This is a genomic window from Flagellimonas halotolerans, assembly GCF_035818535.1.
Taxonomy (GTDB): domain Bacteria; phylum Bacteroidota; class Bacteroidia; order Flavobacteriales; family Flavobacteriaceae; genus Flagellimonas; species Flagellimonas halotolerans.
In genome coordinates this window covers 191699-213715 of sequence record NZ_JAYKYV010000007.1, presented here as the reverse complement: position 1 = coordinate 213715, position 22017 = coordinate 191699, and the positions used below count along the sequence as shown (strand labels likewise).

The following is a 22017-nucleotide window of genomic DNA, read 5'->3' as shown; positions in this document are numbered from 1 at the left end:
GTAATTTTTTCGTTGAACGGTCTATTGGATTGATAGATAAGCAGTTTGAATTCATAAAAATTGAATTTCAGTTTATAAAATGTTCTGGGATTAAATTTATTTTTGACAATAAAATTCAAAATATCCCTTCGCATGGATGCGTCTTTCACCATTATCCCCTATTCTGAAACTTATAAAGATGCTTTTAGGAGCCTAAATGAGGAATGGATTACCAAATATTTTCAGATGGAGGAAATGGACCGAGTTGCACTCCACCATCCCAAAGAATATATTTTGGACAAGGGTGGATATATTGCGGTTGCTTTAATAAATAGAGAACCGGTGGGGGTTTGTGCTTTAATTCCTTGCCAATATGATGGTTACGATTTTGAACTGTCTAAAATGGGCGTCTCACCTAAAGCACAAGGCAAAGGTATAGGCAAATTGTTGGGACAGCACATTATTGATAAAGCCAAAGAGTTGGGAGCCAAAAAAATATTTCTGGAAAGCAATAGAAAATTGACCCCGGCCCTATCGCTTTACAAAAAATTAGGTTTTAAAGAAATGACCAAAATTTCGTCACCCTACGCCCGTAGCGATATTCAAATGGAGCTGACAATAACCACTGCCTAGTACAGCCCATGCTAGGTTTGTAACTGTCTTACAATTTTACAAGGTTTTAAACGACCACCTATTTACTATATCATTAAAAATGAGTATCTTATAGTGTCAAACCTTAAACCTCATTGCCATGGCTCTAATAAAATCGCTCAATAAATGGGCAAATGCGCATACGTATCTCCTTTTGGACTTGATCAGAGTTATGCTTGGCATCATCTTTTTTGTCAAGGGAATCGAGTTTATGACCAATTTTACGGAAATGGAGCGAATGGCTCGTCCTTTTGAAGGAGTACCGGGGGGAATGTTCATTCTGCATTATATAGCTCCCGCTCATTTTGTTGGTGGTATTCTTATAGTTGTAGGATTGCTGACTAGATGGGCCTGCATTGCTCAGCTTCCCATACTTTTGGGTGCCGTTCTTACTAATTTTTTGGGCGAAATGGACACCAACAACCTCATGTTGGCCACCATTGTTTTATTAGCTACCCTCTTCTTTATTGTTTATGGTTCTGGGAAACATTCCGTGGATTATTACCTTAAAATGCAGCAATAGCCTATAAATTGTCCAGCTGGTTGCTCTTGCCATCCGAGCTTATGGTCCAGAAAAATCCAACAAAGAAGAAACTGTCGGCCGGTGGGGTTATTGCTCTTCTATTGAACACTCCGTTGGCATCCGGAACTTCTGCATATTGATAATTGCTCACATTATTAAAACTCAATAGATTGCTCACCGAGAAATACAAAATCTTTTGTTGGTTGATAAGATAGGCCCAATTGAAGCTGAGATTGTTATAAGACTTTGTCTCTTCCGTCATAAAACCAGATGTATTGGGGTTATGGTACGGCCTTCCGGAACCGAACGAATAAGAAAGTCCGACTTGGGATCTTAGCTTATCCACCCAATATTTGGTGACCAATGATACATTATGTTTTGGCGCAAAGTTAGGAGTGGCTTTCTCGGGAAAGTTTCTGTAGTCCCTCTTGGTGTCCAAGTAAGAGTAGGAAGCCCAGTAATCTAAATGCTCAATGCTCTTGCTATCTCTCCAAAAAACATCGATGCCCTTGGCGTACCCGCCTCCCAAATTGGTGTAGTCGGAATTGAACTGTGGTGCATCCGTATCATACTTTACCAACTGGTCATAATCCTTATAATATACCTCGGTCCTAAAAGTTTTTCCATTATTGATATATTGATAATTGAGGATATAGTGCGATGCTTTCTCCATGTCCAAATTTTGGGTGAACTTAACCACTTCGGTAAGCGGTCTCTGATAAAAATCGCCATAGGCCAAAGAAAACTGCCCATCCTCTCCCGGCTTATAGGCCAAAGACATCCTTGGCGATACTTTAAACCCAACCAGCAAGCTGCAGTGCGTTCCCCGGACACCTAACTTCATGGCGAACTTGTTGCTCAGGAAAATATCTGATTCTACAAAAGCGGCCCATAAGCCTTCGTTATAACCACTATTGAACTCATCCACATCAACATCGGTATAATTTTCGTCATAATTGGTATTGAAATATTCCGCCCCAAAACTCAAATCATACCGATTACTAAAATTTTTACGTGCCTTTATCTTGATATGTGATGAAGTTTCTTTTGCATAGACTTTGTCTTCCTGTATACCAATATCATTGGTGTCCCATGCAATAGAAGCACCAGAGGTGAGACTCCAATCGTTAGCGAAAAAATATTTGTAAGATGAATTAAAGTACAGGTTGTTGTTCTTTAAACGGAACTGAACATAATCATCAAAATTGATATCCTCCTGCCCAATGTCCAAGTTGGTGTGGTTAAATCCCGTGTACAGTTTAAACATACTTATCTCTCCTTTGCTTCTAAAAACAGCTTCACCGGAAATGGATTCGTACGGACTGTCCCAACGAACACCTTGGTTTGATGGAATCAAAGCCTCATAAGGGGCAAGATTCATGTAAGATGTATTGATGCTGAGCGATTGGTCGCCCCAAATCTTTGTATGCCCCACTCCACCTCCAACACTCATTATGGAGATATCCGTTTTCTCCTGTAACGGCACATCCGCAGTGTTCAACAAAAGTACACTGGACAATGCCTGTCCATACTCTGCCGAATACCCTCCGGTGCTAAAGGAAATTCCCTTGAAAAGAAATGGTGAGAATCTGCCACGGGTAGGTGTATTATTGGGGGTGGCGTTGAACGGTTGAAAAACACGAAGACCATCTATAAAGACCTGCGTTTCACCTGCAGTACCTCCCCGTACAAACAAACGACCGTCCTCGTTTACCGTTGTGGTTCCTGGCAGTGTTTGCAAAGCAGCCACAAAATCGCCCGCTGCCCCTGCCGTGGTAACAATATCCAACGGTTTAAGTACCGAAACCTTGGAATTATCGCCCGCCTCAAAGGTTCCGGCCGTTAAAGTGACCCCCGACAAAGAGTTGACGGACGCTACCAACTTAATATGCAAATCCTTAAAATAGGAAACATCGCCAGCCTCGTAGTGGGGCTCGTAGGACAACATGGAAACAACCAAGGTCTGCATTCCCTCTTCAGTTGTTTCAAAATTAAAATTGCCGTCGGCATCCGAAGAAGCGCCATCGTAGGTACCTTCCAGATAAATGTTAGCACCTTCGATGGGGGTGTTTTTAGCATCGGTTACTTTCCCCGTAATGGCTTGTTGGGCAAAAGCAGCTCCCGTCCACATTAATAAAGTGATTAGATTGATGAAGATTTTCATGACTGTTCGTTTTGATTGATGCCACAAATCTCCCTTTCCACCCTTTGCCAAACCAAAACGAAATACCCAATTGTAGTTTTTTACTACTAAATTGAAATGGCCTATTTGCTTTTGCAATTCACTCCAAAAAATCAACATTTCGGTCCATTGAAATATTTTATAAGAGTCTTCTCCCAGAATTTTGGGGCAAACAAAACATCAAATACAAATAGTATGAAAACTGTTACACTAGCTTTAAGTTTCCTCTTTGTAAGCATTATTGCCATGGCGCAAGAAAAAACCAACGTAGCTATTACCGTTACCATCGACAACGTAACCAGTGATGAAGGAAAAGTACTTGCCAGCCTGCACACCACCGAAACTTTTATGAAAGGCCCGGGCATACAAAACTTGGAAAGTACCATTGAAAACGGAAAAGTAATCTTAAAGTTCAACAACGTAATACCAGGCACCTACGCCATTATGGCCCTGCACGATGCCAACGAAAACAACCGAATGGATTATCAGTCCAACGGGATGCCAAAGGAAAGCTACGGGATGTCCGGCAACGAAATGACCATGGGCCCACCGGATTTTAAAAGTGCCCAGTTTACCGTTGGCGATGAGGATTTGGAAATGAACATCCGGTTTTAGTCAAAAAAATATCATCAATCATTGAAAAGCCTGCTTCGTGCAGGTTTTTTTGTTTTGATTTCCCCTTGCTTTTAGGATTCTTTCTTTTCTATAGACTAACCTAATGGTTTTTTATACTTTTATGTCCTAAACTTATAATTGAATGACCATAACCCAGCTTCAATATGTGTTAGCTGTTGCCGAGCACAAAAACTTTACCCTTGCCGCGGAAAAGAGTTTTGTTACCCAACCCACCTTAAGCATGCAGGTACAAAAATTGGAGGACGAACTGGGTGTCCTCATTTTCGACAGGGGCAAAAAACCCATATCCATTACCGAGGTTGGAGAAAAAATTGTAGCCCAAGCAAAGAACATTGTCGCCGAAGCAGAACGAATAAAGGACATTGTTGATCAAGATAAAGGGTATGTTGGGGGAGATTACACCTTGGGGATAATACCCACGGTAATGCCCACATTGCTCCCCATGTTCCTAAATGCTTTTATAAAAAAGTACCCTAAGGTAAACCTGATTATAAAGGAACAATCCACACAAACCATGATCAAGAATATTTTGGACGGTCATTTGGATGCTGGAATTGCTGCAACACCCCTAGAAATTGAGTTTATCAAAGAACGTCCATTATATTATGAGCCATTTGTAGGTTACGTCCCAAAAAATCATCGTTTGGGATCACAGGAAGAGTTAATGATGGATGATCTGGATGTAAATGATATTCTTTTGTTGCAAGATGGGCATTGTTTTCGGGAAGGCGTCATCAATCTTTGTAAGGCCTCCAAAAACCGGCATGGGGACCATTTTAAAATTGAGAGCGGAAGTTTTGAGACCTTGGTCAGTTTGGCAGATGAAGGCATGGGAATGACCCTATTGCCCTACTTGAACACCCTACACTTAGAAACGGACAAGAGAACAAACCTAAAATCCTTTCAAAAACCTACCCCAGCGCGAGAGATAAGTTTAATTTACCATAAAAGCGAATTAAAAATACAGATAACCGATGCCTTAAGAGAGGTTATTTCCAGCATAGTCCGTGGTGCGATTGCTTTTCAGGATGTGAAAATAATCAGCCCCTTGGCCAAAAATTAAAAGAGCCGCTAAAAAGCGGCTCTTAGTTAGTGTTTATACTTTTAATAATACTAATGTTGATTGTAACTCTGGCTTGTCCACAAGATAAAATTGTAACCAGATTCTAAGCTCTTCCACTTCACTTGGCAATAATCTAGAAATAGCTTTCTGAAGTTCCCTAGCAAAGAGTTTAACATCAAAACTCACCTTTTGAAGGATTGTTTTGGTGTAATCTAACATAGCTCTAGGCATAATAATTTGATTAAATTGAATGTAAAAGGTTATGTTCTAAATTAGTGAAAAACACGTTTAAAAAACCTAAGTTTCAGTTAAAAATTGAATATCTTGTTGTTAAAATTGACCAAGAGCCTATATGAGCCAATCACAAGTAAAATTATATAAACCACTGTTTTTCAATGTTTTTATCGTCATTTTTTTATTGACCGGATGTAGTCCCATCAAAAAAACACTGAACTCGAATATTGAGGGCGACAGCCTGAAAAATTCTTTCCATGGCCTTGTAATTATTGATGCCAATACTAAAGAAGAGATCTATAATCACAATGGCGACAAATACTTTACCCCTGCCAGCAACACAAAGATTGTAACTTTATATACAGGTCTAAAGTTACTTCCCAAATACATTCCCACCCTAAAGTATAAAGTGACCCAAGACACGATATTTATTGAAGGTACCGGTGACCCATCATGGCTGCACCCCTATTTTAACGACAGCACAGCAATAGCTTGGTTAAAAAATCAGGAGACCATTGCCCTTTACACCAAAAATCATAGCGAACCCCGTTATGGGCCCGGTTGGGCCTGGGAAGATTACGACACTTATTTTTCGCCCGAAAAATCCACTTTGCCCCTTTACGGCAACGTAGCTACCATTTCCAGCAACAATGGATTGGAAGTTTCTCCAAAAACATTCTTCCATAAAACCATAATCAAGGACACCACTTTAAAAAGAAAAGAGTTCCACAACAAGTTTTATATCTCTTCTACGGAACAGGACACTTTGGAAATTCCTTTTATGGCCAGTGAAAATTTGACCAAAGAATTACTTGAGACAGCCCTTGGGAAAAAAATTGCCTTGACCCCACATTTTCCATCTGGTGAGAAGCAAACCTTGTATGGAATAGAAACCGACTCTATTTTTAAGCGTATGCTTTTTAAGAGCGATAACTTTTTGGCAGAACAATTATTAATGGCGGCCTCGGCCACACTATCCGATACCTTGAGCACCGAAAAAGCCATAGATTTTATGTTGAACAATCATTTAAAGGACTTGGAACATCAACCGCGCTGGGTAGATGGGTCCGGACTTTCCCGTTATAATTTGTTTACGCCCCGTTCCTTTGTTCAAATTCTTCAAAAACTATATGAAGAAGTACAGGAAGAACGTCTTTTTGGGATATTTCCGATGTGGGGACCCAACAATACGGTCCAAGAATGGGAAGACCACACAACGGAGCCGTTCCTATTTGCCAAATCGGGCTCCGTGGGCAACAACTATAATTTGAGCGGCTACGTGAAGACCAAATCGGGCAAATTGCTCATCTTTAGTTTTATGAACAATCATTTTCGGGTGCCATCATCAGAGATAAGGGAAACCATGTATACTACCTTAAAGAATCTATACGAAAATTACTGATGCATAATTCCCTGGACTTGGGCGTATTGTAACAACATTATGGTCTTGGCATCTTTTATTTCACCGTTTTGCATCATGGCAATGGCTTTTTTAAAATCAAGTTCCAACACCTCAATATTTTCGGTTTCATCCGCCGCGCCGCCGCCATCGCTTACTTTCATGGCATCTTTATACTCCCCAACAAAAAAATGAAGGATTTCCGTTACCGAACCGGGTGACATGTAGGCTTCAAAAACCTTTTCCACCTTATCAATTTTATAACCCGTCTCCTCCTCTACTTCCATTTTAATGGTCTCTTCGGCATTGCCCTTTTCCAAAAGTCCCGCACATACCTCGATCATCATCCCATCATCATTACCGTTCACATACGTGGGCATACGAAACTGTTTGGTAAGCACAACCTTTCTTTTTTCAACATTATAAAGGAGTATGGCGGCACCATTGCCACGGTCGTATGCTTCTCGGATTTGTTTTTCCCAAACGCCATCGTCCCGTAAATATTCAAAAGTTATTTTCTCAAGGGAATACCAGTTGTCCGATAGTAGTTCCCGCTGCATATTTCTGATTCTGTTGCTAGCCAAAATGAAAAAGTTTTGGTTAAATATACAAGCTTATCCACTTATCATCCTGAATTACTGCAATCACTTTTGACATCAATATTATTATGTCGATATTTATGTTTTTTGATGAAAACCGACCAAACCCAATATTATGCGTAACCCCTTACTCCTTCTATTACTTTTTGCTATTCTAATAAGTTGTGATAAAGCCACCGAAAAAAAACTGCCCCGAATCGCTATTGCCGGCCTTGGAATTGAGTCCAGTACGTTTTCGCCAGCCCTTACCCATAAAGAAGCGTTTCACCCCAAAATCGGAGATTCCATATTTAATCGCTATCCGTTTATGGAAGCGGATTCATCTTTGAGGAAACGAGCCGAATGGGTTCCCACTTTAGTGGGGAAATCATTGCCGGGAGGCACGGTTACCCGTGAAGCCTACGAATCCTTGGTGGGCAAAACATTGACGATGTTGGAAGAAAACATGCCGTACGACGGCCTTTTCTTTGACATTCATGGAGCCATGAGTGTGGTGGGCTTGGACGACCCGGAAGGTGACCTCATCAAACGTATTCGAGAAGTTGTGGGGACCGATGTGTTGATTTCGACCTCCATGGATCTCCACGGAAATGTATCCAAACGTTTGGCGCGGCACTCCGACTTGATTACCTGTTACCGCATGGCACCCCATGAAGATGCCACAGAATCCAGAAGGCGAGCCGTTGAAAACTTGGTGTCCCGACTCGAAAACGGTAAGGGCAAGCCAAAATACAAAGCCTGGGTTCCCGTACCCATCCTATTGCCGGGAGAAAAAACCAGCACCCGCGTGGAACCCGGAAAAAGTCTGTATGCCCAAGTTCCCGAAGTGGAGCAACAAGAAGGTGTGATCGATGCAGCTATTTGGATTGGCTACGCATGGGCCGATGAACCCCGAAACCACGCCGTGGTTATGGCTATAGGGGATGATAAAAAGCAAGTAACCGAAGGTGCTGAAAAGTTGGCCAATAGCTTTTGGGATGTCCGTAACGAATTTGAATTCGTCGCCCTGACAAAATCTTACGAAGAAGCATTGGAACTTGCCCTTGCCAGTGACAAAAAACCATTTATGATCAGTGATATGGGCGACAACCCTACCGCTGGCGGTGCAGGTGATGTTACTTGGACCTTGACGGAACTCTTAAAAAGGGAGGAGTTTCATAAAACAGATGGCAAATCTTTGATTTATGCCTCAATCCCAGGCCCTAAATTGGTAGAAGAAGCCGTAAAAGTGGGTGTTGGAGGGAAAGTCAGCGCCCCTGTTGGTGCCGAGATTGACGATAGATATGCTCCACCCCTTATGTTAACGGGAGAAGTTACTGCCATAAAACATGGCGATGTACATGCAGAAACCGAGGTTGTGGTGAAAGTGGACAATGCCCATGTGATTGTGACCAAAAAGAGGAAACCCTACCACAGAAAATCCGATTTTACCGATTTGGGGCTTACCCCCAGTGAAACGGATATTATAGTAATTAAAATTGGGTATTTGGTTCCAGAACTTTACAATATGCGAGGAGATTGGGTCATGGCCTTGACCCCAGGTGGCGTGGACCAAGATTTGGAACGTTTGGGCCATAAAAGAATCATTAGACCCATGTTCCCATACGACCCCGATATGGAGCGTCCCGATCTTTCTGCCCGATTGATCAAGGCTTCAGATGAGCTGGACTAAACGGTAACCGCTTGGTTTAAATATTGTCGAAAGGGAAGCATCTCTTTGTAAACCTCGACGATTTTTTCTTTGAAATCAGGATTCAGCACGTCTGCTTTTGTCAGTTTGTACTCCACCGCGAAGGTTTTGTTGCGCAACAATTCAATATGCGGATGGTCGTTGGAAAACCCTTTGGGGGATGACACCAATTTCTCGTCCTCATATAAGCCGCCAAACATTTTTTTGAAGGATGGTTTGTCCAGAATCTGCTGCAATTCCTCACCATTATAATCAATGGCATCTCGGATACTGCGAAGCGTTTTGGAGTCAGGTCGCCATCGACCGCCTGCCAACAAGCAATGTTTTAGTCCAATTTCAATATAAAAATCGGCGGAATTGGGCGCTTTGTCCAACCCTGCACCCAAATGGTCTTTGTAGATAGGTTTATTCGGATGGAACATTAAATTATTATTGATTCTGTTGATGCCCTTTTTGCCTGGAGTTGGGTAATAATCGTCATGGAGTTGTGCCATGGTCAAATCCAAATCATCCAACCAAGCGATAAAATCGTTGCGAAGGGATTTGTACCATTTGCGGTTCGCATCCATCCATTCTTTGTTATTGTTCTTTTGAAGTTCTTCTAGAAAATGGAACAGGTCGTTGAAATTCATATGCGCAAAAGAAGTGATTTTTTCAGACTCCAGATATCGGAATTCAGATTTCTGACATCTGACATCCAGCACCTAAAACCTATTATCTCCATCCAACAAATCACCGATACCGCCCAAAATACTTCCTTCACCTTTATCTTTTCCGCCGCCACGGGGTGCAGCGGCCCAAACTCGGCTGGCCAACCTACTGAACGGCAAAGATTGAATATAAACGGTTCCCGGACCACGTAGCGTAGCAAAGAAAAGTCCCTCCCCACCAAAAACAGTATTTTTAATGCCGCCCACAAACTCAATATCATAATCCACAGTTTGGGAAAAACCAACAATACAGCCTGTATCAACTTTTAAGGTCTCTCCAGGTGCCAATGTTTTTTTCGCCATGGTTCCACCAGCGTGCACAAAGGCCATTCCGTCACCTTCCAACTTTTGCATAATAAAGCCTTCGCCTCCAAAAAACCCACGGCCCAAGCGTTTGGAGAACTCAATGCCCACGGAAACGCCTTTAGCGGCGCATAGGAAGGCGTCCTTTTGGCAAATAAACTTCCCTCCTTTTTCGGAGAGATCTATGGGAACAATTTTACCTGGATAAGGCGAAGCAAAACTCACAAGTTTTTTACCTTGACCAATGTTCAAGAAAGCGGTCATAAAAAGGCTCTCGCCCGTGAGCAGACGTTTACCTGCGGAGAACAATTTGCCCAATACCCCAGTATCTTGGTTGGAACCGTCCCCGAAGATGGTTTCCATTTTAATATCGGTGTCCATCATCATAAAACTGCCGGCTTCGGCAACAACGGCTTCTTGTGGGTCCAGTTCTATTTCCACATATTGCATTTCTTCGCCATAAATGTGGTAGTCAATTTCGTGTGCGTTCATTTGTTATTGATGTTTTTTGATTTCTTTTTATATGTTTATAAATAAGAGATTTTGTTACATTATTAGTTGTATTTGATTTGTCAAGAATTTTAAAAATTAATTCAAAATATTTAAGCGACAATAATTTCAGGAAATCCTCATAGTATGAAAAAAAATTAAAATCATTCTCTCTATACTCTTTCTAACCCAAAGCTATATCGCCCAGTCACAAATCGAAAAAGACATCCTAGGAAATTGGCAAATTCAGAAACATAGAGAATATGAGGTAATATACCAAGAAATCTATATCAGTGATTCCACTATGTATATCTATGAATTTGGGAATTAACCCTGCAGGAACTTATCAAATTAAAAGCAGTACATTATTTCCATCTCAATTAGATTCAAGTTTTGAAAAAATAGGAAAAATTCATTTTACTGGTCCAGACCTATTGACAGTCGAAAAAGATGGAATTACGGTTAAGTATCGAAAACTAAAAGGAAAAAATTACTTCAATATTTGATTGAATAAAAAATCGATAAAAATCAATATTCAATTACGTTTTCTCAAAGACTGAACAAATGGCAGGAAAAGAATTGAAATATCTATTCTCTTGAATAATTAATAAAATAGTTAAATAAAGAAGTAGATATGCTTCGCAATTATTTTCCAATTCAAAATTTATCTTTTACCATTAACCTTTAGCCATAACTATTCCTTCACCTTGACCGTCCACTCAAAATGAAAAGTGGATACTTCCACCCCATCTTGATTGACCCCTACGGATTTCATCCAACACGTTTGTCCCTCACCAGTTTCCACGGTCTTTTTTATTGCATCGGCAATCTGTTCGCCATCCTCGCAAGCAAAGTTGATTCTGCCCGTAGCTTTTTTGGTAAAGGTGGCTTTGTTGTTAGCCACGAGCATAGAGATTTTCTTTCCGCTCTTTTGGATCTCGTTCATCACCAATGCACCCGTACTTAGCTCAGCAGCCATCCCCTGCACGGCCCAAAACATGGATTTAAACGGATTTTGATTCACCCATTTATGCTTTACCGAGGTGATTGCCTTTTTGTCATCAATATACTTAAGCCTTACCCCACACCACCATGCGGAAGGAAGTTTCATAAATGTAAACGTATTGATTTTACTGGGTGTAAGTGCCATATCCTGTATTTATAATCTCCTAAAAATAGGTAAAAAGATGATATGTATTATTGTTAATTTTATGTTAAATTATAGTACTTTGCTTTGCATAGTACCATCTTTTGGATATATATTTGCATGGTAAGCTAATAGGTTTACCCCTTTACAATCAAAAACATCAATCAGAAAATGGCAACTACAATCACCAAACACGAACGAAATTTATCCGCAATCATCCATGCGTCCATGTTCTCGAAGTACTTTATCCCCTTTGGGAATTTTATACTTCCCCTGATTTTATGGACCGCCAATAAAAAACAACATGAGTTTGTGGATTACAATGGTAAACAAGCACTTAATTTTCAAATTAGCATGTTGCTCTATTCCATTGTGGCAGGTTTGATCACTATTCCATTCTTTATCGGATTTTGGCCAGACCTGTTCGATTGGAACTTTTTTGGGTTCCACGACTTGAGCGATCTAAACAATCTAAACTTTCATTTAGATAGTGACGATTTTAGGTTGGGACGACTTATTTGGCCCGTAGGAATATCTGGATTTTTGCAGGTTGCCTTGGGCATTGTGAACATTGTTTTTACGATTTTGGCCACCATCAGAACCAATGAGGGGGAATATTTTAAATATCCATTCACCATTAAATTCATCAAATAATGAGCAATTTTAGATACATATTTGGAATTTTCACCTTAATCCTTGCCGTTTCGGTACATGGACAAGTAGCAAAGGACTCAGAATTATACAAAGTATTAAAATCCAAGGACAGTCTGTTGTTCGATGCCGCTTTTAACCGATGTGATGTAGATACCATGGAATCTTTGTTCACGGAGGATTTCGAATTCTATCATGATAAAGGAGGTTTCACCGATGGAAGGGAAGCCTTTTTGCAGCCTACACGAGAAAATTGTGAAAAAAAAGACCCCGAAGCACCCCAATATTCCAAACGAATTTTGATGGACGGAAGTTTGGAAGTATATCCTTTATATAAAGGCGAGGAACTGTACGGAGCCATTCAACATGGAGTGCACAGGTTTGAGTTTCTAAATAATCGAAATGAATATCAGAAAGGAGATATTGCCAAGTTCACACATGTTTGGGTGCTAAAGGACGGCGAATGGAAAATTAAAAGGGAGTTGAGCTACAATCATCATTTAATGAAAAACTCAGAACCTATAAAGGAGGTTTCGGTATCTCAACAAATATTGGACAAATATGAAGGTAGTTACACATCTCCACAGGTAGGGTCTGTTCAAATCAGAAAAGATGCTGGCAATCTATTATTATCATCAGAAAAAATGCAAGCCACACTTTATCCACAATCCGAAAACACTTTTTTTATGAAGGAAAGAGATGTTCGCTTTAAATTTATACAAACCGGTGAAGGTGAAATAACCAAAATGCAGATTATTGAAAACAATGCCGTTGTGGACGAAGCTAAAAAAGAAAAATTATAATCATCAATCAATAGGAGCTTAATCACCTCCTCAATATTTTATCATTCATCAATCAAAAAAATCGGAGTTTAACCATCAATCAAAAAACGAAAAAAATCATCAATCATCAATCAAAGAACCGTTTTCCACTCCCCTGCCCAATTCGGGGGAATGGAGTGGGAACGTTGCCAAAGAAAGTTTGGCAGTACAAAAACGAACAGTTAATTTAATAGAACCATGAAATTATGAACATAGAAAACACAAAAGCACAGATGCGCAAGGGGGTTCTGGAGTATTGCATCCTGTCCATCCTAAAGGATGACGACAAATATGCCTCAGAAATTCTGGGAGCCTTAAAGGACGCAAAGATGTTAGTAGTGGAAGGTACCATATACCCTTTGCTCACAAGGCTAAAGAACGCGGGATTGCTCAACTACCGTTGGGAAGAGTCCACATCGGGGCCTCCCCGTAAATATTATGCCCTTACAGAAACAGGCCAGCTGTTCCTAAACGAACTCAATGGCACCTGGGACGAACTTAGAAACGCAGTGAATCTGGTAACCAACACAAAATAAAATCAAAAAATGAACAAGACAGTAAATATAAATTTAGCAAATACGCTCTTCCATATAGACGACGATGCGTATAACAAGCTGAGACGGTACTTGGAATCCATAAAACGTTCCTTTTCAGGTACCAAGGGAAGCGATGAAATCATTGCCGATATAGAAGCTAGGATCGCCGAACTCTTCCTTGAGAAAATGGAGAACGAACGGCAAGTGATCACCCATAAGGAAGTTGACCAGGTAATCGATGTAATGGGGCAACCCGAAGATTACATGGTGGACGAGGACATTTTTGAGGACGAACCCAAAAAGGCCTATACTGAATCTACCGGGAAAGGCAAAAAACTGTACAGGGACATAGACCATAAATATATTGGTGGTGTATGTGCCGGTCTGGAGCATTACTTGGGCATAGACGCGCTATGGGTTAGACTCATATTTATTCTATTGGCCGTTTTCACCAGTGGTTTTGGACTTATCGCCTATATCCTACTTTGGATTTTGGTGCCCGAAGCCGCCACAACCTCCCAAAAATTGGATATGCGGGGGGAGCCCGTCAACATCAGCAATATAGAACGCAAAGTTAAAGAGGGGTTTGATGATGTTGCGGAAAAAGTAAAAAGTGTTGACTACGATAAAGTGGGCAACAAGGTCAAAAGCAGCTCCAAGACCTTTTTTGATACCATCGGGGACATTATTCTGTTCCTCTTTAAGGTATTCGGCAAGTTCATAGGTATCCTATTGATCATCATCGGTGCATCCACATTGGTGGGGCTGTTCTTTGGACTGTTCACCGTGGGCATGTTCGATGCAGTACATGTACCTGGAATAGATTTCTATGAAATAGTAAACACTTCCGGGGCGCCTGTATGGGTAGTATCCATCTTACTGTTCTTTGCCGTTGGTATTCCGTTCTTCTTCCTGCTCTATTTGGGATTGAAGATTTTGGTAAACAATCTAAAATCCATCGGGAATATCGCCAAATTCTCCCTTTTGGGGCTTTGGTTGATTTCCGTAGGACTGTTGATTGTATTTGGAATACGCCAAGCTGCTGAGTTCTCTTATACTGGAAGTGTAAACGATAGGACCGAACCGGCTTTGGGAATTCCTTCCGACACCTTGATTATTACAATGAAAGATGCTTACATGGAATATGACAGGGATGATATTCATTTTGGAAGGATGACCTTTGGTTATGATGAAAATGACAACCGTGTGCTGATGTCCGACGAAGTTGATATCAAAATCAGAAAGTCGGATACCGATTCCATCAAAATCAATATCAGAAAAGATGCTGATGGAAGTTCAACGTTAGCAGCTCGTGACCGCGCCAGAAACATTGAATACGGATACGAAATTGATGGCAATGAAATTTTGTTGGACGAGTATTTAATCACGCCAACATCCAATAAGGCCAGAAACCAAGAGGTAACCATAACTATTTACATTCCTGCATCCATAACCGTTTATTTTGACGATTCCACAAGCAGGTACATTGGTCGCGGTATTGATAATGACCAAGGCTACTACAGAAGTGGTATTGCCGGACAACACTGGTTGATGGATGAAGATGGTGAGCTACAATGTTTGGATTGCACCGATTTGGATGACGATTCCAATGAAAATGGTAAAATCATAATCAACGAAGATGGTATTGACATCGACATTAAAGACAATCAAGATTCCTTTGAGATGAAGATCAACGAGGATGGGGTAAAAGTCAAAGCAAAAAACTAGACAGGTCAGTACCCTGCAATCCTATAAAAAAAAATCAACATGATAAAGTTTATTTCATTACCCATAATTCTGTTAAGTCTCATTGCTGTACCATCCTGCAAAGCACAAGACAATTCTTCTTCCGGGAACAAAGATGTTGTAAAAGAAGAGAGATCTATCCCACCTTTTAACAGTTTGATTGTTACCACTGGAGGAAACATCTATCTGCACCCTACTTCGGCAACCAAATTGCAGTTGAAAGGTAAAAAAAGTTGTGTGGAAAAGATCGATGTCGCCGTTTCATCGAAAGCCTTACACATTTCGAGCAAGGACAACCATTCAGACAAATGCCATGTTGAAATCCATATTGGGACTCCAAATTTTGATGATATTCAGTTAAGTGGGGGTGGGTCGCTCAAAATAGAGGATGGTTTTGCCCCAATAGAAATTCTCAAATGCACTGTAAAAAGTGGAGGAAATCTTGAAATGGCATCAACACCTGTTGATTCCCTGTTCGCCATCGTCTACGGAGGTGGAAAAATAACCGCACAAGTTGGTACACTTCTTAACGGCACAGTAAAGGATGGAGGAACTATTTTTTATACAGGTAAACCTATAATCAAGTCGGATATATCAAATGGTGGTGTAATAAAGCGCAGATAAATAAAGGAAAAGGGAAAAGGCATAAACCAAAAATTACAATTGGGGAACGATTTTCTACAATTGAGCATTTTTAAATTCCAATAACACACATAAAACAGGACATTTAGGCTGATAAATTTCAGTATCGATCACAACTAAATCATAAATCAATCAATAATAGATGCCCAGTCTAGCTGAGAGATACTCAACCAAGCTGAGCATAAAAAACAACAATCATGACAACACTAGCAAGATTAGCAATCGCCGCGCTCCTATCTCTATTTGCATCCTCATGCATGATGGATATGAACTTCGGCAATGGAAAAACAGGCAACGGCGAAATCGTAGAAGAAAGCCGTGATGTAAAAGAGGATTTTGACATCGTATCCGCCTCCGAAGGAATTGATGTATTCGTAACGCAAGGCTCCGATTTCAACATTTCGGTAGAGGCAGATGAGAACATTATTGACCTTATCGGAACCGATATTAAGGATGGAAGACTTAAAATCCATGCCATTGAAAACATTGGAAGAGCCACCAAGAACGTTTATGTGACCCTACCAGAAATTACGGCATTGGAAAGTTCCAGTGGTGCCGACCTTATCGCCCAAAATGTGATAAAGGCAGAAAACATTGAACTTGACTCCAGTAGTGGTGCCGACCTACATGTAGAGGTTGTGGCGGGCGAAGTATCTGCAGATGCCAGTAGCGGTGCCGACATCAAGGTTTCTGGACAGGCAGATGCACTGTTTGCAGATGCCAGTAGTGGTTCGGATATTAAAGCACAGGATTTGATGGTAAAAAGATGCAACGCAGATGCCAGCAGTGGTGCCGATATTTCCGTAAATGTTTCGGAATCCTTGGTGGCAGACGCAAGCAGCGGAGCGGATATTAAATATACAGGCGAGGCAAGTGTGCAGACCAAAAAATCCGTTTCGGGAAGCGTTCGTAAATATTAATCCAATTCCCTTTACATATGCAAAGGCCTGCTGATTTTTCAGTGGGCTTTTGTTTTTAGAGCATATTTAAAAAGGATTGATTGTAGCGAAAGTAGGCATTTTGTGCCCAGTTGAAGACTTTTTTGAGTTGCATAGCAGGGCTACGGAAGGATAAAAAGGTAAAAAAATGGATGCAAAAGGGCAATTTTTAGCCAATTGAATTCTTTTTAAACATGCTCCAATAAGTTTATCCGAAATCCTATCTTAGCGTGACTCAATTTAAAACATCCCATGCAGATAACGCTAAAAAAATATACACTTCAACTAGCCCACACTTTCACCATTTCCAGAGAATCCAGGGATGAACAGGACACCCTGATTGTTTGTTTGTCGCTTGATGGTAAAACAGGTTATGGCGAAGCCACCTCCAACCCCTATTATAAAATAACCATTGAGGGGATGATGGCCGAAATAGAAGCTGTCAGAAATCAAATTGAAGGGTACACCTTAGACACCCCTGAAAACTTTTACGAACATTTAGAGTCCCTCAACCTCCATAAATTTACCCTTTGCGCCTTGGATTTGGCAGCAAACGACCTTTATGGAAAACTAAAAGGAAAACCTCTTTACGAAATTTGGGGCACCAATACGGACAAGTACCCCATCACCAATTACACTATTGGTATTGATACAATCGAGAAAATGGTGGCCAAACTCCAAGAAAAACCTTGGCCCGTTTACAAAATTAAGTTGGGAACCTCCGACGATGTTGCCATTGTACGCGAACTCAGAAAACATACGAACAGTATTTTTCGAATTGATGCCAATTGTGCATGGGGTCCAGAAGAAACTATTAAAAATGCCCCTTTATTAAAAGAACTGGGGGTAGAATTTTTAGAACAGCCGTTGAAGGCCGATAATTGGGAGGAAATGGCCATTGTTAAAGAACAATCCGCACTTCCCGTTATTGCCGATGAAAGCTGCATTGTGGAAAGTGATGTAGAGCAATGTGGCCCTTATTTTCATGGTATCAATATTAAATTGACAAAATGTGGAGGGCTGACACCTGCCAGGCGAATGATCAAAAAAGGTAAGGAATTGGGGCTGCAACTCATGGTCGGCTGTATGACGGAGTCCACCGTTGGAATTTCTGCCATTGCCCAACTTTTGCCCCAGCTTGATTATGTGGACATGGATGGTGCCATGCTCCTAAAAGGTGATATTGCAAAAGGCGTGGAGATTTTGGAAAACGGTAAAGTAATTTTCCCAAAATTGCCCGGTAGCGGCATAGAATTGCTGTAATGGGCCACTCTATACATCGCATACCGGACAGACAAATTTTAGTTGATGGCAAACCCCATTTATATTTTGGAGGAACTGCTTATTTAGGACTGCAAAACCATCCCCCTTTTAAGGATTTGTTTGTTCAAAATGTATCAAAGTATGGTATGCATTATGGCGCCTCAAGAAAATCCAATGTGCTTCTGGACATATACAACAAAACCGAAAACTATTTAGCCAACTGGGCAGGTAGTGAAAGTTGCCTGACCATGTCTTCTGGCTACTTGGCGGCCCAATTGGTGGTTCAGACCCTAATTGAGAAAGGACATACCGTAATTGCCGCACCACAAGCCCATGCCGCACTTTGCACCAAAGGGGTAATTGAAACCAAAGGTTGGGTGGAATTGGAGCAGCTAGTATCAAAAGAAATTGCCAAAAACCAACTGATGCCCGTTGTACTTTTTGACACTATTGATTTTTCGGGTGAACAATTTCCAAACTTCAAAAGTTTAAGGAGCCTCTCTTTGGATAAGGTGATTTTAATCGGAGACGATTCCCATGGTTTTGGCATTGTTGGCGAAAACGGGAATGGTTGTTTCAATATGCTCAAAGCACTAAAACCTGCCAAACTTATGGTTTGTTGTTCGTTGGGCAAGGCATTGGGCATACAGGCAGGGGCTGTTTTTGGTGATAAAAAGGACATACAAATGTTGGAATCCACTCCTTTTTATGGAGGGGCAAGCCCTGCATCTCCCGCTTTTATGGCAACGCTGTTGGACGCCAGAGAAATTTATTCGGAGCGTTTGGAAAAACTCAGGGACAACTACCGTTATTTTAAATCCATGCTAAAAAGACCGTCCTTTTTCACCCATATGGAAGGACATCCCACTTTTGAATTCCAAAATACAGAGGTGGTATCATCTTTAAACAAAAGTGGTTTTGTTTTTACCAATTTCAATTATCCTGATGACAAGGGGCCTATTGTGAGCCGTTTGGTCTTGAGCGCTTATCATAAAAAAGAAGATGTGCTACAATTGACCAATTGTTTGAACACCCTCTTGGGTTGATCATTATATCTCATAAATTGGTTATTTTGCAAGCATTAAATAAAGTAACATTATTATTTTATGAAGTTTCCATCTTTCCAAAATAATAGGGTTTACCTGTTTTTGTTGGTTGTCCTTATTTTTTCAGCCTGTAAAAAAGAGCAAAGCACAGAGCCAAATAAGATAGATCAAATGATTTCTTCCGTTCGGGAAACCTATGCCCCGGATAAGCGAGTGGCTCTTTTTGACATTCAATCAAAGGAGAATGCCAAAGGATATACATTAACGGGCAAAACCAATCTGCCCGACGCTCTGGATGCCCTGCATCAAGAATTGGAATCTCTACAAATTACTTATACGGATAGTATTGAAGTACTCCCTGCCTCTGACTTGGAAGGTAAAATTTATGGTGTCATCAAACTTTCGGTGGCCAATTTAAGGTCTAACCCTTCGCATTCGGCCGAAATGGTTACGCAAGGGACTATGGGAATGCCCATCAATGTGTATCAAAAAGAAAGAAACTGGTATCAAATACAAACCCCGGACAACTACTTGGGATGGGTGGATAGCGGCGGTATCGAGTTAATGAACAAAGCTGAGGTTGATGCATGGCAAGCTTCAAAAAAATTGATCTTTACCAAAATATATGGTAACTCATACATTAGCGCGAATGAATCATCACAAGTAGTTTCTGATTTAGTAGCGGGGAATATCCTGAGCTTGGTTGCGGACGAAGGTACTTTTTACAGAGTAAAATATCCAGATGGCAAAGAGGCCTGTATAAAAAAGTCGGCAGCCTTACCCTACCAAGATTGGAAGTCATCTTTAGAACTTTCCAAGGAATCTTTGGTTAAGACCTCCAAAACTTTGTTAGGGGTTCCCTATTTGTGGGGAGGAACCTCTATTAAGGGTGTAGACTGCAGTGGTTTTACCAAAACCGTTTATTTTATGAACGGAATCATAATACCTCGTGATGCGTCCCAACAGATACATGAAGGGATTTTGGTAGATGACTCAAAGGAGTTTGACAAGCTCGTTCCAGGGGATTTGCTATTTTTTGGAAGAAATGCCACAAATACAACTCCTGAAAGAGTTGTCCATGTAGGAATGTGGATTGGGAATAATGAATTTATCCACTCTGCGGGCAATGTCCATATCAGCAGTATGGACAAAAATGCTGAGAATTTTGATGCGTACAATTACAACCGCTATCTGCGCACCAAGCGTGTTCTGAATCAAAAAGACGAAGGACTTTTATACTTGACGGAACAGGATGTTTTTTGAAGTTCGAAGAGCAGAAAGTCAATACAAATACAAAGGCCATCCGATTGGATGGCCTTATTATTGTTTAATTATTTGCTGTTAATTTATTCGTCCCAAAAAATGCGGTCAAGAAGAGTTACATCAGGTACATTTTGTCCGTTCCTGCTCACTTCATTATCCGGATATGGCAATCTTCTTATAAACTGACCGTTCAAATCTGGATTTAAATTAACAGGCACGTCCATATCTTTATACTGGTAATCGAACCTTCTAGCATCATTCCATGTTTCTGGGTGCAAAAAAAGAGCGACCCACTTTTCTTTAAAAATGTCTTCGAGGGCAAACGCTCCTTCTCCCATACTCACACTAGGGTCGGCAAGGTATGTGTCGATTTCCTCTTGTGGCACCTCAAGCATTTCCATGTGCGCCCTTATCCCTGCTAAATAAGCCTGGTAAGATCTGTTCTTGTCAATTTCAAACGCGGCTTCTGCCTCTATAAACTTTTGTTCGCTATACGTAGCTATAAGTATTGGAGAAGTTATAGTTGTATAATATTGATCTTCTACTAAAGTTGACCTAGCTCCTTGCTCCGGAGCATTTCCCCTACCGGCTCCATTTACAGTACCAACAAAGGTATCATCATCTGTTGTACCTACCATTAGTCCTAATCTAGGATCGACCGCAGGATAGGACGTACCATCCAAAGCTTGGATAAATTGTTCGGATATCCAACCTCCCAATAAAAGATCAGCATTATCCCTCGCAACATCTGCCCATGGGTTGATGTCCTGTTCAAAGAAAGCAACCTTTGCATCATCATCAATGGATTGGAATCCATTATCGATGGCAGCCAACACTTCTGAAGCACTGTAATCGGAGGTTTCTTTGGCATGTATCATGTACCGTGCCTTCAACATATTGGCAAAGGCTATCCACTTTGTTGTATCTCCCTGATATATAAAGTCATCCTCTCCCATTGAAACGGTTGTTTCTCCTTGGAGATTATTAATTCCCTCATCCAAAAAGTCCATAATCATAGCATAAAGTTGCTCATCATCATCGTATGAAGGGGTAACAGTTTCAAAAGTAAAGCTTTCTGAAAATGGCATGTCGCCAAAAATATCCACACCCATTCCTAGGTTCAATGCCATTAGGACTTGCGCAGCCCCTTTATAATGATTGGCCTCTTGTTCTTCCGCTTTTTCAATCAATACTGTCAAATCGGTCATCACATTATATATATTGAACCAAGTATTGTTGTTACTTACAGGCTCCATGGTATCAGAAGCGCTTGCTGGATTTGGTGAAGCTAAATACTGTACATAATTTGATGTAATATCCCCTACCCTAAAAATATTTTTTGCAGATTCATAGGTACTATTAATCATTAATCCCGAGATAGGGGCATCTTCAGGGTTATTAGGGTTTTCGTTTACATCTAAATAGGAATCGCATGAGGCCATCATCAAGACCAAAAACAAACCTAAATTCCTCACTATTTTTTTCGTTATTTTCATCATTCCTGTT

23 protein-coding genes are annotated in these 22017 nt (G+C 40.8%); 16 read left to right on the top strand and 7 right to left on the bottom strand.

Annotation, left to right across the window (positions count from 1 at the left end):
* Positions 1-132 precede the first annotated feature (132 nt).
* Both VM932_RS10595 and VM932_RS10590 read left to right on the top strand, forming a co-directional pair.
* Positions 133-612, top strand: coding sequence for a GNAT family N-acetyltransferase (locus VM932_RS10595; protein WP_326278778.1), 480 nt, complete (start codon positions 133-135; stop codon positions 610-612).
* 118 nt (positions 613-730) lie between these two features.
* The gene (locus VM932_RS10590) at positions 731-1153 is read left to right on the top strand and encodes a DoxX family protein (protein WP_326278777.1); all 423 of its coding nucleotides are present in this window, start codon (positions 731-733) and stop codon (positions 1151-1153) included.
* A gap of 1 nt (position 1154) precedes the next feature.
* Here the strand turns inward: VM932_RS10590 and VM932_RS10585 are convergent, their stop codons facing one another.
* Positions 1155-3317, bottom strand: a complete 2163-nt coding sequence (locus VM932_RS10585; protein WP_326278776.1) for a TonB-dependent receptor — start codon at positions 3315-3317, stop codon at positions 1155-1157.
* Between the two features lie 213 nt (positions 3318-3530).
* On the opposite strand from VM932_RS10585, the gene VM932_RS10580 reads away from it, so the two are divergent.
* Both VM932_RS10580 and VM932_RS10575 read left to right on the top strand, forming a co-directional pair.
* Positions 3531-3950 (top strand): DUF2141 domain-containing protein, encoded by a 420-nt coding sequence (locus VM932_RS10580; RefSeq protein WP_326278775.1) that lies wholly within the window; start codon positions 3531-3533, stop codon positions 3948-3950.
* 142 nt (positions 3951-4092) lie between these two features.
* A complete protein-coding gene (locus tag VM932_RS10575) occupies positions 4093-5034 on the top strand; it encodes a LysR substrate-binding domain-containing protein (RefSeq protein ID WP_326278774.1) in 942 nt (313 codons plus the stop codon).
* Between the two features lie 33 nt (positions 5035-5067).
* Here VM932_RS10575 and VM932_RS10570 read toward each other — a convergent pair whose 3' ends face one another.
* The gene (locus VM932_RS10570; RefSeq protein ID WP_293164260.1) at positions 5068-5265 is read right to left on the bottom strand and encodes a hypothetical protein; all 198 of its coding nucleotides are present in this window, start codon (positions 5263-5265) and stop codon (positions 5068-5070) included.
* A gap of 121 nt (positions 5266-5386) precedes the next feature.
* Here VM932_RS10570 and VM932_RS10565 point away from each other — a divergent pair, with 121 nt between their 5' ends.
* Complete coding sequence (locus VM932_RS10565; RefSeq protein WP_326278773.1) at positions 5387-6670, top strand: D-alanyl-D-alanine carboxypeptidase; 1284 nt, start codon at positions 5387-5389, stop codon at positions 6668-6670.
* Here the strand turns inward: VM932_RS10565 and VM932_RS10560 are convergent.
* Positions 6664-7227 carry an NUDIX domain-containing protein gene (locus VM932_RS10560; RefSeq protein ID WP_428979732.1) on the bottom strand — a complete coding sequence of 188 codons (564 nt, stop codon included), beginning with the start codon at positions 7225-7227 and terminating at the stop codon, positions 6664-6666. The two genes, VM932_RS10565 and VM932_RS10560, sit on opposite strands and share 7 nt — an antisense overlap.
* Positions 7228-7381: 154 nt before the next feature.
* Here VM932_RS10560 and VM932_RS10555 point away from each other — a divergent pair, with 154 nt between their 5' ends.
* Positions 7382-8938, top strand: a complete 1557-nt coding sequence (locus VM932_RS10555) for a M81 family metallopeptidase (protein ID WP_326278771.1) — start codon at positions 7382-7384, stop codon at positions 8936-8938.
* Here VM932_RS10555 and VM932_RS10550 read toward each other — a convergent pair.
* A complete protein-coding gene (locus VM932_RS10550) occupies positions 8935-9588 on the bottom strand; it encodes a DUF2461 domain-containing protein (RefSeq protein ID WP_326278770.1) in 654 nt (217 codons plus the stop codon). The two genes, VM932_RS10555 and VM932_RS10550, sit on opposite strands and share 4 nt — an antisense overlap.
* A gap of 72 nt (positions 9589-9660) precedes the next feature.
* Positions 9661-10461, bottom strand: coding sequence for a TIGR00266 family protein (locus tag VM932_RS10545; protein ID WP_326278769.1), 801 nt, complete (start codon positions 10459-10461; stop codon positions 9661-9663).
* 311 nt (positions 10462-10772) lie between these two features.
* Here VM932_RS10545 and VM932_RS10540 point away from each other — a divergent pair, with 311 nt between their 5' ends.
* A complete protein-coding gene (locus VM932_RS10540) occupies positions 10773-10964 on the top strand; it encodes a hypothetical protein (protein ID WP_326278768.1) in 192 nt (63 codons plus the stop codon).
* A 188-nt stretch (positions 10965-11152) separates the two neighbouring features.
* Here the strand turns inward: VM932_RS10540 and VM932_RS10535 are convergent, their stop codons facing one another.
* Positions 11153-11608 carry a DUF4442 domain-containing protein gene (locus VM932_RS10535; protein ID WP_326278767.1) on the bottom strand — a complete coding sequence of 152 codons (456 nt, stop codon included), beginning with the start codon at positions 11606-11608 and terminating at the stop codon, positions 11153-11155.
* A 168-nt stretch (positions 11609-11776) separates the two neighbouring features.
* Here VM932_RS10535 and VM932_RS10530 point away from each other — a divergent pair, with 168 nt between their 5' ends.
* The 9 genes from VM932_RS10530 to VM932_RS10490 all read left to right on the top strand — a co-directional run bounded on the left by VM932_RS10530 (position 11777) and on the right by VM932_RS10490 (position 20511).
* Positions 11777-12259, top strand: a complete 483-nt coding sequence (locus tag VM932_RS10530; protein ID WP_326278766.1) for a DUF4870 domain-containing protein — start codon at positions 11777-11779, stop codon at positions 12257-12259.
* Positions 12259-13059: a nuclear transport factor 2 family protein gene (locus VM932_RS10525; protein ID WP_326278765.1), complete on the top strand. Its 801-nt coding sequence runs from the start codon at positions 12259-12261 to the stop codon at positions 13057-13059. The genes VM932_RS10530 and VM932_RS10525 overlap by 1 nt, the downstream gene beginning before the upstream one ends.
* A 224-nt stretch (positions 13060-13283) precedes the next feature.
* Positions 13284-13613 (top strand): PadR family transcriptional regulator, encoded by a 330-nt coding sequence (locus VM932_RS10520; RefSeq protein ID WP_014031488.1) that lies wholly within the window; start codon positions 13284-13286, stop codon positions 13611-13613.
* Positions 13614-13622: 9 nt separating this feature from the next.
* Complete coding sequence (locus VM932_RS10515; protein ID WP_326278764.1) at positions 13623-15341, top strand: PspC domain-containing protein; 1719 nt, start codon at positions 13623-13625, stop codon at positions 15339-15341.
* A gap of 39 nt (positions 15342-15380) precedes the next feature.
* The gene (locus VM932_RS10510) at positions 15381-15983 is read left to right on the top strand and encodes a GIN domain-containing protein (protein WP_326278763.1); all 603 of its coding nucleotides are present in this window, start codon (positions 15381-15383) and stop codon (positions 15981-15983) included.
* A 215-nt stretch (positions 15984-16198) separates the two neighbouring features.
* On the top strand, positions 16199-16921 hold the full coding sequence (locus VM932_RS10505) for a head GIN domain-containing protein (RefSeq protein WP_326278762.1): 723 nt from the start codon (positions 16199-16201) through the stop codon (positions 16919-16921).
* Between the two features lie 270 nt (positions 16922-17191).
* Complete coding sequence (locus tag VM932_RS10500; protein ID WP_326278761.1) at positions 17192-18202, top strand: dipeptide epimerase; 1011 nt, start codon at positions 17192-17194, stop codon at positions 18200-18202.
* Positions 18202-19248 (top strand): pyridoxal phosphate-dependent aminotransferase family protein, encoded by a 1047-nt coding sequence (locus tag VM932_RS10495; RefSeq protein WP_326278760.1) that lies wholly within the window; start codon positions 18202-18204, stop codon positions 19246-19248. Before VM932_RS10500 ends, VM932_RS10495 begins: the two co-directional genes overlap by 1 nt.
* 60 nt (positions 19249-19308) lie before the next feature.
* Positions 19309-20511, top strand: a complete 1203-nt coding sequence (locus tag VM932_RS10490) for a C40 family peptidase (RefSeq protein WP_326278759.1) — start codon at positions 19309-19311, stop codon at positions 20509-20511.
* 83 nt (positions 20512-20594) lie between these two features.
* On the opposite strand, the gene VM932_RS10485 is transcribed toward VM932_RS10490, so the two are convergent.
* Complete coding sequence (locus VM932_RS10485; protein WP_326278758.1) at positions 20595-22010, bottom strand: SusD/RagB family nutrient-binding outer membrane lipoprotein; 1416 nt, start codon at positions 22008-22010, stop codon at positions 20595-20597.
* Positions 22011-22017 lie beyond the last annotated feature (7 nt).

Excerpts from the sequence above, each read along its gene's own strand:
- VM932_RS10595 (WP_326278778.1), top strand. The coding sequence starts at position 133 with ATGGATGCGTCTTTCACCATTATCCCCTATTCTGAAACTTATAAAGAT.
- VM932_RS10590 (WP_326278777.1), top strand. The coding sequence starts at position 731 with ATGGCTCTAATAAAATCGCTCAATAAATGGGCAAATGCGCATACGTAT.
- VM932_RS10585 (WP_326278776.1), bottom strand. The coding sequence starts at position 3,317 with ATGAAAATCTTCATCAATCTAATCACTTTATTAATGTGGACGGGAGCT.
- VM932_RS10580 (WP_326278775.1), top strand. The coding sequence starts at position 3,531 with ATGAAAACTGTTACACTAGCTTTAAGTTTCCTCTTTGTAAGCATTATT.
- VM932_RS10575 (WP_326278774.1), top strand. The coding sequence starts at position 4,093 with ATGACCATAACCCAGCTTCAATATGTGTTAGCTGTTGCCGAGCACAAA.
- VM932_RS10570 (WP_293164260.1), bottom strand. The coding sequence starts at position 5,265 with ATGCCTAGAGCTATGTTAGATTACACCAAAACAATCCTTCAAAAGGTG.
- VM932_RS10565 (WP_326278773.1), top strand. The coding sequence starts at position 5,387 with ATGAGCCAATCACAAGTAAAATTATATAAACCACTGTTTTTCAATGTT.
- VM932_RS10560 (WP_428979732.1), bottom strand. The coding sequence starts at position 7,227 with ATGCAGCGGGAACTACTATCGGACAACTGGTATTCCCTTGAGAAAATA.
- VM932_RS10555 (WP_326278771.1), top strand. The coding sequence starts at position 7,382 with ATGCGTAACCCCTTACTCCTTCTATTACTTTTTGCTATTCTAATAAGT.
- VM932_RS10550 (WP_326278770.1), bottom strand. The coding sequence starts at position 9,588 with ATGAATTTCAACGACCTGTTCCATTTTCTAGAAGAACTTCAAAAGAAC.
- VM932_RS10545 (WP_326278769.1), bottom strand. The coding sequence starts at position 10,461 with ATGAACGCACACGAAATTGACTACCACATTTATGGCGAAGAAATGCAA.
- VM932_RS10540 (WP_326278768.1), top strand. The coding sequence starts at position 10,773 with ATGAATTTGGGAATTAACCCTGCAGGAACTTATCAAATTAAAAGCAGT.
- VM932_RS10535 (WP_326278767.1), bottom strand. The coding sequence starts at position 11,608 with ATGGCACTTACACCCAGTAAAATCAATACGTTTACATTTATGAAACTT.
- VM932_RS10530 (WP_326278766.1), top strand. The coding sequence starts at position 11,777 with ATGGCAACTACAATCACCAAACACGAACGAAATTTATCCGCAATCATC.
- VM932_RS10525 (WP_326278765.1), top strand. The coding sequence starts at position 12,259 with ATGAGCAATTTTAGATACATATTTGGAATTTTCACCTTAATCCTTGCC.
- VM932_RS10520 (WP_014031488.1), top strand. The coding sequence starts at position 13,284 with ATGAACATAGAAAACACAAAAGCACAGATGCGCAAGGGGGTTCTGGAG.
- VM932_RS10515 (WP_326278764.1), top strand. The coding sequence starts at position 13,623 with ATGAACAAGACAGTAAATATAAATTTAGCAAATACGCTCTTCCATATA.
- VM932_RS10510 (WP_326278763.1), top strand. The coding sequence starts at position 15,381 with ATGATAAAGTTTATTTCATTACCCATAATTCTGTTAAGTCTCATTGCT.
- VM932_RS10505 (WP_326278762.1), top strand. The coding sequence starts at position 16,199 with ATGACAACACTAGCAAGATTAGCAATCGCCGCGCTCCTATCTCTATTT.
- VM932_RS10500 (WP_326278761.1), top strand. The coding sequence starts at position 17,192 with ATGCAGATAACGCTAAAAAAATATACACTTCAACTAGCCCACACTTTC.
- VM932_RS10495 (WP_326278760.1), top strand. The coding sequence starts at position 18,202 with ATGGGCCACTCTATACATCGCATACCGGACAGACAAATTTTAGTTGAT.
- VM932_RS10490 (WP_326278759.1), top strand. The coding sequence starts at position 19,309 with ATGAAGTTTCCATCTTTCCAAAATAATAGGGTTTACCTGTTTTTGTTG.
- VM932_RS10485 (WP_326278758.1), bottom strand. The coding sequence starts at position 22,010 with ATGATGAAAATAACGAAAAAAATAGTGAGGAATTTAGGTTTGTTTTTG.